This window comes from Corallibacter sp. (assembly GCF_048381695.1).
GTDB classification, from domain to species: Bacteria; Bacteroidota; Bacteroidia; order Flavobacteriales; family Flavobacteriaceae; genus Corallibacter; species Corallibacter vietnamensis.
The window spans coordinates 12,191-25,611 of the sequence record NZ_JBLXHI010000008.1; the positions used below are offsets into that span (position 1 = coordinate 12,191).

Below are 13,421 nucleotides of genomic sequence, written 5' to 3' on the forward strand. Positions count from 1 at the left end.
CATACTGATGATTAGCTTTTTCATAATTTAAAAATTGAATCATTGATTAATAGCAAGACAAATTTAATGATTTTTCTACTCCATCTTCTTGGCTGAAGTGAGATTTTTGCTACTTAAAACCAACTTTTCGATAACCTACATTTTTAATCAGACCAAATACATCTCAAGTCCTTTATCTAGTTAAAAAAAAGAGCTTTACAGTTAGTAAAGCTCTTTTTTTAAGATTATTATGAGACTATTTAGTGAATAACAATTCTCTATATTTTGTTAGCGGCCATAGCTCATCATCAACTAAAAGTTCTAGTTTATCACAGTGGTATCTAATTTCATCAAATAGAGGTTTTACCTTAAAGCAATATGCATGTGCTTTCTTTTCTACATCAGATACATTATTGGCACTTCTTCGCTCATCTGTCATTTTTGTAACATTAGAGTTTATTGCTTCAATATGTCCTGAAATATCTTCTATAAGGTTAAGTTGCTCTTTTGCAAATTTCTTAAAATCTGAACCATATATTTCTTTTAGTCCTTTTACGTTCTCAATTAAGATATTTTGGTACCTCACAGCTGTTGGCACCACATGATTTCTGGCAATATCACCTAAAACACGACCTTCTATTTGAATATGCAACACATACTCTTCTACTTCTATTTCATAGCGAGCTTCAGATTCTATTTTATTCATAACACCAAGCTCTTCAAAAAGTTTAATAGCCTTTTTAGACACTTTTACTTTTAAGGCTTCTGGCGTTGTTTTATTATTACTTAAACCTCTTTTCTTCGCTTCTTTTTCCCACTCTTCACTATAACCGTTTCCTTCAAAAAGAATATTTTTCGATTTTTTGATATACTCTCTTAATACGTTGAAAATAGCTTCATCCTTTTTCAAGCTTTTCTTTTCTATAAGCGCATCAACTTCTGCTTTAAAATCAATAAGCTGCTTTGCCATGATTGAGTTTAAAACCGTCATAGGGCTTGCACAATTAGCTTTTGATCCTACTGCTCTAAACTCAAACTTGTTTCCTGTAAAGGCAAAAGGAGATGTTCTATTTCTATCTGTGTTATCTAATAAAATTTCAGGAATTTTACCTACAACATTCAGCTTTAAGTCTGTTTTTTCTTCTGGTGATAATTTTCCTGTAGTAACATTTTCCAGCTCGTTTAACACTTTGGTAAGTTGCTCACCTATGAATACAGAAATAATTGCTGGTGGCGCTTCATTTGCACCTAAACGATGATCATTACTAGCAGATGCAATAGTAGCTCTTAACAGTTCTTCGTTATCGTTTACCGCTTTTATAGTATTTATAAAAAAGGTTAAAAACTGTAAATTACTCATAGGAGTTTTTCCTGGTCCTAATAAATTAACACCTGTATCTGTACTTAAACTCCAGTTATTGTGTTTTCCTGAACCATTTACACCTGCAAACGGTTTCTCATGGAATAAAACTTTAAAGTTATGACGCTCTGCTATTTTATCCATGACATCCATTAATAAGGAGTTATGATCTACCGCAAGGTTAGCTTCATCATAAATTGGCGCTAACTCAAACTGATTTGGAGCAACCTCATTATGTCTTGTTTTTACAGGTATTCCTAACAACATACATTCAGTTTCTAAATCTCTCATATATGCCATAGCTCTATTAGGGATAGTTCCGAAATAGTGATCATCTAATTGCTGTCCTTTTGCAGAAGAATGACCTAACAAAGTTCTTCCTGTCATTAAAATATCTGGTCTTGATGTTGCCAAGGCTCTATCAATCAAAAAGTACTCTTGCTCCCAACCTAAAGACGCATTTACTTTTTTCACATTTTTATCAAAATACTTACAAACATCAACTGCGGCACTATCAACAGCTTGTAAAGCTCTTAATAAAGGTGTTTTATAATCTAAAGCTTCTCCTGTATAAGCTACAAACACCGTAGGAATACAAAGCGTTGTTCCATAAATAAATGCTGGTGACGTTGGATCCCAAGCTGTATAACCACGAGCCTCAAAAGTGTTTCTTATACCTCCATTAGGAAAACTTGAAGCATCTGGCTCTTGCTGAACTAACTGTCCGCCACCAAATTTTTCAATCGCTCTGCCACTACCTATTGGTTCAAAAAACGCATCATGTTTTTCTGCTGTTGCTCCTGTTAACGGTTGAAACCAATGTGTATAGTGTGTTGCTCCTTTAGAAATTGCCCACTCTTTCATACCTGTAGAAATATGATCTGCAACAACGCGATCTATTTTAGAACCATTTTGTATAGCATCCATAACACTATTAAAAGCTTCTTTGGTAAGAAACTGACGCATAGTATCTTCGTTAAAAACATTTTGACCAAATATCGCTGAACGACGTTCTAGCTCTTCTATTTTAATTGGTTTTCTGTTAAGGGATTCTTTAATGGCATGAAATCTCAATGTAGACATAATTATTGGTTTATAAATTTAACGCTTCAAATTTACAAAATAATTCATTTCACACAAACAACCCTTTAAATTTTACGGGTTAAATCTTTATTAAATTAAATTTAAGCTAAACACCCCTATTTTTTAATGCCTTTTCAATAAAAAAACAAAATTTTATTTTTAACTTAAAATAATCAAATCATGAATAAATATAGATTTTGAGTACATTTTGCTGAATGACCACCTCCTAACACAAAACACAAGAAGCAAAACTAAAATTGAGAGTCCTTTTAAGAAAATTCCTGAATTTGAGCGTTATAAAGCAGCAAAAAAAACAATCTAAAAGAAACTCATTTGATTATCTTATTAGGTCTACGATACCAACCATGGCTGATCTAGAAACGGCGAATATTAAAAAATAATCTGAATATTAGCCTAAACAAAACTTCACATATTTCTAATAGTAAAGTGGCTATAAACAATGTTTTCTTACTTAAATTTAAGGAAGAGTATTTTATTATAAGAAAAAAATGTCTATAACGATCTTTTTTACAAAGAGATATAAACAAACACCAAATATGCCCCTAAAAGCAACATACCTTTATATCTTCCTAATTCAAACCTTTTTGGTAAAAAAGCCAAAGGCACAAGTATCCCTGCAAATGCTATCATCCAAAAAATATTAGTCGATAGGATTTCAGGTGTATCTGGATTAACAACAATAGGCTTTACAATAGCTGTTAAACCTAAAACAGATGCTATATTAAATATATTAGAACCTATCAAATTCCCTAACGAAATAGCTTTTTCCTTTTTTAAAGCTGCAATTACAGATGCTGCCAACTCTGGTACACTTGTACCTATAGCAATTACAGTCACCGAAATAGCATAATCACTAATACCAACAGCTTTAGCCAACTCTTTAGCGCCTTGCACCAACCATTCTGAACCGAAATACAAACCTGCCGCACCTATTAATAACCAAATAGTTATCTTGAAGTTTGACACAACCGCTAAAGTATCATCCACCTCTTCTACAGAAACTGCAACTGATTTTCTTGATTTTTTTATTAAAATAAAGAGAAAAATAATTAATACTAAAAAGAATAGACCTCCTTCTAAAGCCGTTAAAACATTATCATTTTTCAAACAAAAGTATAAAGCAAAAGAGACCACCATCATCATTGGCCAATTCAATTTATAAAAATCTTTATCTATTGCCAAAGGAGATATCAACGCCGTAATCCCTAAAACCAATCCTATATTTGCTACATTAGAACCTATAACATTTCCTAATGCAATATCAGAAACACCATCTAAAGCCGCTTGTAAACTCACCAATAATTCTGGCGCTGATGTTGCAAAAGAAACAACCGTCATACCTATTACCAGTTTAGAAATATTAAACTTAAAAGATAAAGCCACAGACGACCTTACCAAAAACTCACCTCCTACTACCAATAATATTAGCCCTAAAATAACCCACAATACACTCATAAATATTTTTTTGCGAAGATACTATTTAGTTATGATATACAGTTTTAGTCAATCATAAATATACACAACAAACTATACTATTAATAAAAAAGCCCAAGTTCAAAACTTGGGCTTTTTTTATGATAAACATTTAAAATATTATTCAACAATAATTTTCTTAATGATAGATTTATCTTCTAATGACAACTTTAATAAATACATCCCGCTAGACACGTTTAAATCTATATAAGTATTGGGCTCTACTAAACTTGTAGACAATTGTCTTCCATCAACTGAAAACAATGTGGCTTCAATTGAAGTATCAAAACCTCTAAAAGAAATTTTTCCTTTTGTTGGGTTGGGATAAACAACAACCTCATTTAACACATTATCAGATACGCTTAAGTTTTGTTGCCAAGTTTCTCCAATCATATTCCCCCAAATATACTCTATCATATCTGGCTGATCAATAAATGGGTTTCTATTAAATTGCCAATTATAAACAACATTGTTTCTATTCATTTCAAAATCATCTGGCGGATCATTACGATGCCACTCTAAAAGAGTTTGTAAATCTCCAAACTGCCCAACATTTCCTTCTGGAAAGCCATTTACAATACTTAACCCGTTATAACGAACAGCCATATAAAAAACACTTCTTGCTACATCGCCTTTAAAACCTCCTAATGTTCCTGACGGACCATTATACTCACCATAAAACTGGTTTCCACGAGAACTGTTTTCAGGACCATCAACAGCTCTTAAGGCATGAGCATCAGAATTTCCATGACGTAAAGAATCAGCATTTGTTGTCCAATAAGCATCTATGCCATTTGCAATATCATCATCATCTATACTATAAAAACCTCCTCTAGATCTAGGAAACGTATGTTCTCTATTCCAACTTCCTACATTATTTGAAGTTGTTTGAAAATCTAGCTTTGGCATACCTTGCTCTAAATACACCAACCAAACTTCGTTACTGTTTTCCGGATTTTGATCGGCTTCTTTTAAAATATCTATAACATCTGCATAGGTTTGAGTTCTCACCACGGTTGGATCTGCAACTATATCTTGTAAAGCTTGTTTTAATGCATCATCAGATAACCCGTCTAAAGTATCATAGTAACCACTTGGTTGTGTACTTGCAACAACACCATAAGTAGGGTTTATTGGTGTACCAAAAGGAGCAACCGTAAAATCATTATCAATAGCTCGTAGCTTTACAAAGTTATTGAATGGTATAAATGGCTCTTCAATATCTACAAATCGTATAAGTGGTTCTTCATCTCCTTCATCAAAATCATCATCTATCAGCGTGATTGTTGTTGTTACTGTATTGCTTCCGGCAGGAATTGTTACAGTAGTATTTCCTGTAAAATCTGATGTATTAAAACCGTAATTGTTTAACGTAAAAGAAAACTGATAATCTGCTACCACATTTTCTTGAGCTGTAAAAACAATATCAAATGATTCGCCCTCTGTATATTGTGTTTGTGATGTAGAGATGCTTATTGCGTTAAAATCTATACCTGAACCTCCGTTTTCGTTAAGCGCTCTTGGCGTTGGTGTTGTTGACACATAAGAACCATCATCTAAACGCTGAATAGAATTTGTATTATTTCCTGACCCTTCATTTATTTGCTGAATATCTGTAAAGTTAGGATGCGCACTAAAAATTGCTATCATATCAGCATCATCACTATCTGAAGTATCATACAGTAAGACATCAACTAAATTATCTATTGTTGCTACTGTTCCATCAGGAAAATCAACATCACTTGCTTGATAAATTGCAACAGCATCAGCGCCATTTTGAATTGTATTTGCTGAAATTAATAGCTGTGGAAATGGTGTTACCGACTCACTACCTATTAAAAACAAACCGTTACCGTCTGTAGAATAACCGTCTAAATCAATTAAAAAATAATTTGAGTTATTTCCAGATGTTGAGCCATTAAAAAAAACAACAACGTAACCGTCTAAACTAAAATTTGGTGTCGTAGACTTTAACTCCAGAAACTCTTTATCATCTACTCCTGGTGTATCACAATCTAGTTCATTTATAAACAAATCTTGGGCAACAAGAAATTGTGTAAAAAGAACACATACTATTAAATAAGTAATTTTTTTCATTAGGGATATTTTTTGCAAATGTAAGCATCCTATTTTCCTGAACTTCATTTTCAAGTAATTAAATGGTTAATTTTAACATAACCTCATTCTTTAAAAAAAAAGATGAAAACATCAAAAAAGCTTACTTTTTAAGGTTTTATTCCCTTGAAAGAACAAAGCACATCAAAAAAACGCCTTGAATTATTACACTTTAAAACATAAATCAACACAAAACACTACATTTTAAAACAATAATAAAGACAAAAATATTTCAAAATGAAATACAAACCATTTTTTTACTTATAAAACAAAAGTTAATTTCATAGATTTTATATGTTTTGTTTGGAAGATAGAATTGCAAAAATATATATTGAAAACTCAATCAAAAAAACAAGAATTTATTAACCACTAAAAAACCAAAATTATGATTGCTTTTGCCATTTATTTAATAGAATGGATTTTATCCTTATTCTAAAAAAAACAATCTTGTGAAGCGTAGTCTAGAATACGTTTTACTTTGATTTAAAACCAAAGACCTTATCTTTGTTATAAGTAAGATGGTAATTACAATGAAAAAAAAGTTTTTTAAATTTTTAGCAAGAGTTAATAAACATCTTCTACCAAGCTATTCAAAACAGCAATTAGACTTAAGTAAAGCTTCAAAAGTTCAGCTTGCTATAATAGGTTGGCGTGTTTTTGTAACAAAAAATGCATTAGATTAAAAAGAAACATTCTCAAAATGTGTTAAATAAAAAACCTGCTTAAAGCAGGTTTTTTTTTGTGACCTCGGCAGGATTCAAACCTGCAACCTCTTGAGCCGTAATCAAGTGCACTATTCAGTTATGCTACGAGGCCGTTTTTTAGAGAGTGCAAATATAAGGCATTAATTTATATTGCAAAAGTTATTTTAAAAAAATGTTGATGTTTATATAATTTCTGCACTTAAACCCGCTTCAAGTAACATTGAGCAACGTGGCTTTAAATCATCATAAGCTCCGGTTTTTACCGTACATTTACCTTTATAATGTACAATAATAGCACATTGCTCTGCTTGCTCTGGCATATGATCGCAAGCATATATAAGTGTATCAATAACATGATCAAAAGTATTTACATCATCATTATACAATACAATTTCATTATTTTTTAAAACATCTTCTTTTAATAAAACGTCTTCTAATGTTTTTTCTATAGTACTCATAGCTATTCAAGTATTTTTATAATTAAGGGGTACGAAAAAACCAAACCAAAGATTAGTTAATAAATTTTAAGGCAACCCATTGGTTTTTTTCTAATGTTTCAACGTGATTTAAGCCTAGTTTATTACATGTTTCTTCTATAACAGAAATATCATCCTTGTAAAAACCACTTAAAAATAACAATCCTTTTGGTTTTAAGCAAGTTGCATACTTTTTTAAATCATTAAGTAAGATATTTCGGTTTATATTGGCTATGATAATGTCATAACTTTTATTTACCAATAAACCTGCATCACCTTCTATAACTGTGATGTGCTCACAGTTATTTCTTTCTACATTTTCTAAACTGTTTAAATAGCACCAATTATCTATATCTATAGCATCTATAGGTTTTGCGCCTTTCATTTCAGCTAAAATTGCCAATACTCCAGTTCCGCAACCCATATCTAATACAGATTTATTTGTAAAATCATTTTTTAAGATATGCTGTATCATCATATGCGTGGTTTCATGATGACCTGTTCCAAAGCTCATTTTTGGTTCAATTACAATATCATAATCCGTGTTAAACTTTTCATGAAATGGTGCTCTTACAGCACAAACATCATCTACAACTATTGGACTAAAGTTTTTTTCCCATTCTTCATTCCAATTTGTTTGCTCTATTTCTTCAAATGTATGAGAGATTTCAAATTCGCTAGAATTTAAAATTTGTATGTCATCAAGAATATCTGCACTCCACGCTTCTTTTTGAATATAAGCTGTTACGCCTTCTTCTGTTTCAACAAAGCTTTCAAAACCAGCGAAACCTAATTCAGCAATTAAAATTTCAACAGCAGGTTGTAGTGGTTTTACCTCAAAGCTATAGGATATATAAATCATAGATTGGAATATTTATTTTGCAAATTTAGCAATCGTTTTCAAGTTAACTGTATTTTTGCAATTATTATAACACAACTTATCATGAAAAAAACACTTATTTTATTATTTTTTGCTTTGGCATCGTTTTCAGTAAATGCTCAAATCACTATAAGCAAAGATAATAACGACATTAAGCTATCTGCACTTCCTTACTACAGCTACGGAAAAGGATTAGGAATTACATCTCCTGACAGTATTTTTAAATTAAATATTCGTTTTAGAATGCAAAACCGTGTCACCTTTATAGACAACGAAGACGAACCTTCTTCGTATGAAGCTATGATACGCCGTTTACGTTTACGTTTTGACGGTTACGTTGGTGACCCTCGTATTATTTATGTGATTCAATTATCATTTTCTCCTAATGATGTTGGTGCGATTGAAGATGGTGACAACCTAAATATAATAAGAGATGCTATTGTTTTTTACAGACCTAACAATCATTGGAACATTGGTTTTGGACAAACAAAATTACCAGGAAACAGACAACGTATTAATTCGTCAGGTGCTTTGCAACTAACTGACCGTTCAATAAACAATGCCCGTTTTAATATAGACAGAGATTTTGGTTTACAAGTTTATTACTTAAATGAATTGAATGACAAATTCTCTTACAACTTTAAATCAGCAATAAGTACTGGAGAAGGTAGAAACTGGACTGAAAGTCCTGACAACGGTTTGGCATTTACAGGGCGATTAGAACTTTTTCCTTTTGGAGCATTTCAAAACAACGGAACCTTATTTGAAGGTGATATAAAACGCGAAGCGACTCCTAAACTAATGCTTTCTGGCGTGTACCACTTTAATAATAATGCTAGAAGAACACGCGGAACTCTAGGTGATGATTTGTTTGAAAAGCGTGATATGCAATCGCTTTTATTTGATGCTATTTTAAAGTACAATGGTTGGGCTTTTCAAACGGCGTACATGAATAGAACATCAAAAAATCCGCTAACATACAATCCGGATGATGCAACTGACATACGATATGTTTTTGCTGGAGAAGGTTATGATGCCCAATTAAGTTATTTATTTGAAAACAATTATGAATTAATTGGTAGGTATTCTCACCAAAAACCTCATAGTGATATAGAAATGCTTACACCACAAACAAACCAATATAGTTTTGGTGTTACCAAATACATTTGGGAACATGCACTAAAGTTACAAGCTGAAGTCACAAAAAGCGAACTCAATTATTTAAATAATACAACTGATAATAATTGGTATGTCCGTTTTCAAGTTGAGATAGGTATATAAACAAAAAAAGGCTTACTAAACAGTAAGCCTTTTTTTATAAGTTATGTGATGTTAAAATGCGTTTACAATAGCATAAAAATCTTCAGCTTTTAAAGAAGCGCCTCCTATTAAACCACCATCTACATCTGGTTTAGAGAATATTTCTTTAGCGTTATTTGGTTTTACGCTACCTCCATATAAAATAGACACATCATTTGCTATAGACTCTCCATAAGTATCTGCTAGGGTTTTTCTAATAAAAGCATGCATTTCTTGAGCTTGCTCTGGACTTGCTGTTTCTCCAGTTCCTATGGCCCAAACTGGCTCATAAGCTAAAACTATGTTTTGAAATGCCGCTGCGTCTAAATGAAATAATGCATTCTTTATTTGGCTAGCAACAATAGCTTCTTGGTTATTTGATTTTCTATCACTTAATTCTTCTCCAAAACAAAAAATAACGCGCATATCATTAACTAAAGCCGCATCTACTTTTTTAGCAAGTAATTCATCTGTCTCATTGAAATAAGCACGACGCTCACTGTGTCCTAAAATAACCGTTTTTACACCAACACTTTTTAACATAGAAGCACTAACTTCTCCTGTGTAAGCCCCATTTTCAGCAAAGTGCATGTTTTGTGCTACAACTTCAACATAGCTATCTTTTAGGCTTTGGTATGCTTGCCATACGTTTGTAAATGTTGGCGCAATCATAACCTCTGCATCTGAAGTTCTTGTTTGTGATTTTAAGTCTGTTATTAATGATTCGGTTTGTGCTAAATCATTATTCATTTTCCAATTTCCTGCTACAATATGTTTTCTCATTGTAATGCTTGTTTTATTTGTTTGTCGTTTGCTTTTACAGCTTTAAATACTTTTATAGTTCCTTGTTTATCAACAACCATATACCTTGGAATCCAGTCTAAATTTACAAAAGTGCCAAAATCACCTTTCCAACCTGATTGCATAAAGTAATGAGAGCCTTCAACTTCAAACTTTTTTATTCCTTTTTTCCAGTTATCAACACCTTTATCTAAAGACAAAAACACATAAGATACATCTGGGTAATTTGCTTGTAACGCTTTTACTTTTGGCATTCCTTTTATACAATCACCACACCATGAGGCCCAAATGTCTATTAATACTGTTTTTCCTTTGTGAGCATCTAATATACTTTGAAAAGTTACTGATTCTCCTTTTAGTGTAATAAATATGTCCTGCAATGCTTTCTCTGAAAACTCTGTAGGCTCTTGTGCTTTACAACTTATAAAAAATAAGCTAACGATGAGTACTTTTAATACGTTTTTCATGTTTTTCATTCTAATTTAACTTTTGGGTCTAACCATGTATAAATTATGTCGACAAAAATATTGATAATTACAAAAAGCAAAGCAATAATTAACACTGATCCCATTATTACTGGTAAATCTAATGTATTTAAAGCATTTACTATTTCTTTTCCTAAACCATTCCAGCCAAAAATATACTCCACAAAAACAGCTCCTGCTAACATGGACGCAAACCAACCTGAAACAGCAGTAACTACAGGATTTAAAGCATTTTTTATAGCATGCTTTTTTATGATTTGAAACTCACTTAAGCCTTTTGCTCTTGCCGTACGAATATAATCTTGATTAAAAACCTCTAATAATGAGTTCCTCATAAGCTGAATAACGACTGCAAGCGGGCGAATACCTAAAACTATTGCTGGCAGCAATAAGTTTTTCCATTGAATGTGCATAGCCTCACCAAAATCGTCTAACTCATACAAACTCCCAGTCATTTCTAAATTTGTATAATTATGTAATACAAAACCAAATAACCAAGCAAATAAAATAGCACTAAAAAAGGAAGGCACACTCATTCCTAAAGTACTTAATATCTGAATTGTTTTATCAATAACCGTATCTTTTTGTAATGCAGACAAAACTCCTAAAAGCATGCCTAAAAATAATGCAATAGTTATTGCGCTGACAGCCAAAACAAATGTATTGGGTAAAGTTTCTGCTAAAACATGACTCACTTTTTTTCCTTGTTTTGTAAAAGATTCTCTTAAGTATGGAAACTTTAAAGCTGTTGTGGTATTTCCTATTGTAAATAATGATATTGCCGAATACTTACCTTCTTTTAAATACGTATAATCCGTTTCTGTGTTAGAATGAAACGATATGGGAGACAAATCATTTAGGTAATAAAAATACTGCGTGCTTATAGGCTTATCAAAACCATACTTTGCTTTTACTATAGCCAATTGTTCGCTATTTTCATTTTGACCCAACATCATTTGCGCAGGATCTCCTGGCAAAACATTAAATAGGAAGAAAATAACAGTTACTACTCCAAATAATGTAAGTAAGGCATAAAATATTTTATTTAAAAAATAGCTTATCAAACAATTACAACTCTAATTCATCAATATCATTCCAGTGTAATTTTTGAATGATGGTTCCTTTTTTAAGCTTTAAAATACCTGGACTTGATCTTACAATGGTTTTTAATGCTGTTTCATCACAGAAATAAAAATCAAAGTCTAACCCATACGTAGTTTTTATTTTTTCTTGTACATCTGGACCACTAGCTGTCATTCCTATAACTCGATATCCTTTTTTTGATGCTTGCATTGTCATTTCTTTTAATGCACTTAAACCATCTGGTTCTGAATTAGACAGATTGTAAGCAACAATCATAATTAGGTTATCTTCTGATAGCATATCTTCAGCAAAATCTTGACCATCTTTTTCAATAGTAAAATCATGAATAGGCGCCTCGTAACCTGGGTCTAAAACTTCTGTAGTTACATCAATATATTTTCCATCTACACTAGGATAATCTCCTTTTGTAGTTATAACCTCTTGTTTTCCGTTTATTTCAAAAACCCAATTATAGTTTATATCTGCTTTAGGAGCATCATCAGGCACTGTCATATTATCTGTAATATTAGCTCCTACATTGTATGGTCTAAAATCTATAGCAGGTAAATGCATAAGCACATGATAGGCAAACCATAAACAAGCCACAAAACTTAATAATGCTGCAACAGATAAGCCCAATCTTCCTAAAATTGGCTTTATATGCTTTACTCCATAAAATAGAATAAGAATTAAGGCTAGTAAAACGACGTCTTTAGTAAAGCTTTCCCATGGTGTAAGTTTTAATGCATCTCCAAAGCATCCGCAGTCTTTTACTTTATCAAAATAAGCTGAATAAAATGTTAGAAATGTAAAGAAGACAATCATTAACAACAAGCTCCAAACTGTAAATTTAGGCTTATAACCTATAAGTAAAAATATCCCTAAAACAACCTCAAAAACGACGACTAACACAGAAATAATCAATGCATAAGGTTCTAAAAAAGGCAGGTTTAAAACTTCTACACTAAAATACTCTTGAAGCTTATATGAAAACCCTAATGGATCATTAAGTTTTATAAATCCAGATATGATGAATAAAACACCTACTAATACCCTACTAATATTGACTATAAATTTCATTCGTTTTTATTTATTTGTTTAAATGAATCATTGCAAAAACGGCATAGTTTATCATATCTTGATAATTAGCATCAATGCCTTCGCTTACTAGTGTTTCACCTTTATTATCTTCTATTTGTTTTACGCGCAATAGTTTTTGAAGAATTAAATCTGTCAATGAACTTACACGCATATCACGCCAGGCTTCTCCATAATCGTGGTTTTTGTCCATCATTAGCTTTTTAGTAATCGCTATTTTTTCGTCATATTGTGCAGTTGCATCTTCTACAGATAAATCAGGCTTGTTAGCTACACCTTTTTCTAGCTGAATTAAAGCCATAATTGAATAATTTATAATACCTATAAACTCACTAGATTCATCTTCATCTACTTTTCTTACATCATTTTCTTGAAGACCACGAATACGCTGTGCTTTTATAAATATTTGATCTGTAAGTGACGGCAAGCGTAATATTCGCCAAGCACTTCCATAATCTTTCATTTTATTTATAAACAAACTCCTACAGTTTGTAATCACACCATCGTATAGTTTTGAAGTATCTTGCATAAATTAAAATCAATTTTGCGTAAATTTCGCATAAA

The 13,421-nt window shown here is 31.9% G+C and carries 12 protein-coding genes and 1 tRNA gene; 2 read left to right on the plus strand and 11 right to left on the minus strand.

The genetic code is table 11. From position 1 onward, the window contains the following. Window positions 1-235 precede the first annotated feature (235 nt). The 3 genes from ACN5J3_RS10925 to ACN5J3_RS10935 all read right to left on the minus strand — a co-directional run bounded on the left by ACN5J3_RS10925 (window position 236) and on the right by ACN5J3_RS10935 (window position 6,013). Entirely contained in the window at window positions 236-2,422 is a 2,187-nt protein-coding gene (locus tag ACN5J3_RS10925) for a glutamine synthetase III (RefSeq protein WP_418511772.1), read from the minus strand. A 528-nt stretch (window positions 2,423-2,950) separates the two neighbouring features. Next, complete coding sequence (locus ACN5J3_RS10930; RefSeq protein ID WP_418511773.1) at window positions 2,951-3,898, minus strand: calcium/sodium antiporter; 948 nt, start codon at window positions 3,896-3,898, stop codon at window positions 2,951-2,953. Window positions 3,899-4,036: 138 nt separating this feature from the next. After that, window positions 4,037-6,013 carry an endonuclease gene (locus ACN5J3_RS10935; protein ID WP_418511774.1) on the minus strand — a complete coding sequence of 659 codons (1,977 nt, stop codon included), beginning with the start codon at window positions 6,011-6,013 and terminating at the stop codon, window positions 4,037-4,039. Between the two features lie 548 nt (window positions 6,014-6,561). Here ACN5J3_RS10935 and ACN5J3_RS10940 point away from each other — a divergent pair. After that, complete coding sequence (locus ACN5J3_RS10940; RefSeq protein WP_418509329.1) at window positions 6,562-6,714, plus strand: SsrA-binding protein; 153 nt, start codon at window positions 6,562-6,564, stop codon at window positions 6,712-6,714. 59 nt (window positions 6,715-6,773) lie between these two features. Here ACN5J3_RS10940 and ACN5J3_RS10945 read toward each other — a convergent pair. From ACN5J3_RS10945 to prmA, 3 genes are all read right to left on the minus strand, one after another. Then, window positions 6,774-6,847: transfer RNA gene (locus ACN5J3_RS10945), tRNA-Arg, on the minus strand. A gap of 70 nt (window positions 6,848-6,917) precedes the next feature. Beyond that, the gene (locus tag ACN5J3_RS10950; protein ID WP_418511775.1) at window positions 6,918-7,193 is read right to left on the minus strand and encodes an ATP-dependent Clp protease adaptor ClpS; all 276 of its coding nucleotides are present in this window, start codon (window positions 7,191-7,193) and stop codon (window positions 6,918-6,920) included. A 52-nt stretch (window positions 7,194-7,245) separates the two neighbouring features. After that, window positions 7,246-8,073 (minus strand): 50S ribosomal protein L11 methyltransferase, encoded by an 828-nt coding sequence (prmA, locus tag ACN5J3_RS10955; protein WP_344728529.1) that lies wholly within the window; start codon window positions 8,071-8,073, stop codon window positions 7,246-7,248. A gap of 81 nt (window positions 8,074-8,154) precedes the next feature. Here prmA and ACN5J3_RS10960 point away from each other — a divergent pair, with 81 nt between their 5' ends. After that, window positions 8,155-9,372 (plus strand): porin, encoded by a 1,218-nt coding sequence (locus tag ACN5J3_RS10960; protein WP_417289796.1) that lies wholly within the window; start codon window positions 8,155-8,157, stop codon window positions 9,370-9,372. Window positions 9,373-9,423: 51 nt separating this feature from the next. Here the strand turns inward: ACN5J3_RS10960 and tpiA are convergent, their stop codons facing one another. The 5 genes from tpiA to ACN5J3_RS10985 are packed head-to-tail and all read right to left on the minus strand — an operon-like array spanning window position 9,424 to window position 13,386. Beyond that, window positions 9,424-10,173 carry a triose-phosphate isomerase gene (gene tpiA / locus ACN5J3_RS10965; RefSeq protein ID WP_418511776.1) on the minus strand — a complete coding sequence of 250 codons (750 nt, stop codon included), beginning with the start codon at window positions 10,171-10,173 and terminating at the stop codon, window positions 9,424-9,426. Next, window positions 10,170-10,658: a TlpA family protein disulfide reductase gene (locus ACN5J3_RS10970; RefSeq protein ID WP_418511777.1), complete on the minus strand. Its 489-nt coding sequence runs from the start codon at window positions 10,656-10,658 to the stop codon at window positions 10,170-10,172. Before ACN5J3_RS10970 ends, tpiA begins: the two co-directional genes overlap by 4 nt. 5 nt (window positions 10,659-10,663) lie before the next feature. Next, window positions 10,664-11,740 (minus strand): ABC transporter permease, encoded by a 1,077-nt coding sequence (locus ACN5J3_RS10975; protein ID WP_418509324.1) that lies wholly within the window; start codon window positions 11,738-11,740, stop codon window positions 10,664-10,666. Between the two features lie 4 nt (window positions 11,741-11,744). Continuing rightward, complete coding sequence (locus ACN5J3_RS10980) at window positions 11,745-12,839, minus strand: BT_3928 family protein (RefSeq protein ID WP_417289800.1); 1,095 nt, start codon at window positions 12,837-12,839, stop codon at window positions 11,745-11,747. Between the two features lie 10 nt (window positions 12,840-12,849). Next, entirely contained in the window at window positions 12,850-13,386 is a 537-nt protein-coding gene (locus ACN5J3_RS10985; RefSeq protein ID WP_417289801.1) for a DUF1599 domain-containing protein, read from the minus strand. Between the last annotated feature and the right edge of the window lie 35 nt (window positions 13,387-13,421).

Excerpts from the sequence above, each read along its gene's own strand:
- ACN5J3_RS10925 (WP_418511772.1), bottom strand. The coding sequence starts at position 2,422 with ATGTCTACATTGAGATTTCATGCCATTAAAGAATCCCTTAACAGAAAA.
- ACN5J3_RS10930 (WP_418511773.1), bottom strand. The coding sequence starts at position 3,898 with ATGAGTGTATTGTGGGTTATTTTAGGGCTAATATTATTGGTAGTAGGA.
- ACN5J3_RS10935 (WP_418511774.1), bottom strand. The coding sequence starts at position 6,013 with ATGAAAAAAATTACTTATTTAATAGTATGTGTTCTTTTTACACAATTT.
- ACN5J3_RS10940 (WP_418509329.1), top strand. The coding sequence starts at position 6,562 with ATGAAAAAAAAGTTTTTTAAATTTTTAGCAAGAGTTAATAAACATCTT.
- ACN5J3_RS10950 (WP_418511775.1), bottom strand. The coding sequence starts at position 7,193 with ATGAGTACTATAGAAAAAACATTAGAAGACGTTTTATTAAAAGAAGAT.
- prmA (WP_344728529.1), bottom strand. The coding sequence starts at position 8,073 with ATGATTTATATATCCTATAGCTTTGAGGTAAAACCACTACAACCTGCT.
- ACN5J3_RS10960 (WP_417289796.1), top strand. The coding sequence starts at position 8,155 with ATGAAAAAAACACTTATTTTATTATTTTTTGCTTTGGCATCGTTTTCA.
- tpiA (WP_418511776.1), bottom strand. The coding sequence starts at position 10,173 with ATGAGAAAACATATTGTAGCAGGAAATTGGAAAATGAATAATGATTTA.
- ACN5J3_RS10970 (WP_418511777.1), bottom strand. The coding sequence starts at position 10,658 with ATGAAAAACGTATTAAAAGTACTCATCGTTAGCTTATTTTTTATAAGT.
- ACN5J3_RS10980 (WP_417289800.1), bottom strand. The coding sequence starts at position 12,839 with ATGAAATTTATAGTCAATATTAGTAGGGTATTAGTAGGTGTTTTATTC.
- ACN5J3_RS10985 (WP_417289801.1), bottom strand. The coding sequence starts at position 13,386 with ATGCAAGATACTTCAAAACTATACGATGGTGTGATTACAAACTGTAGG.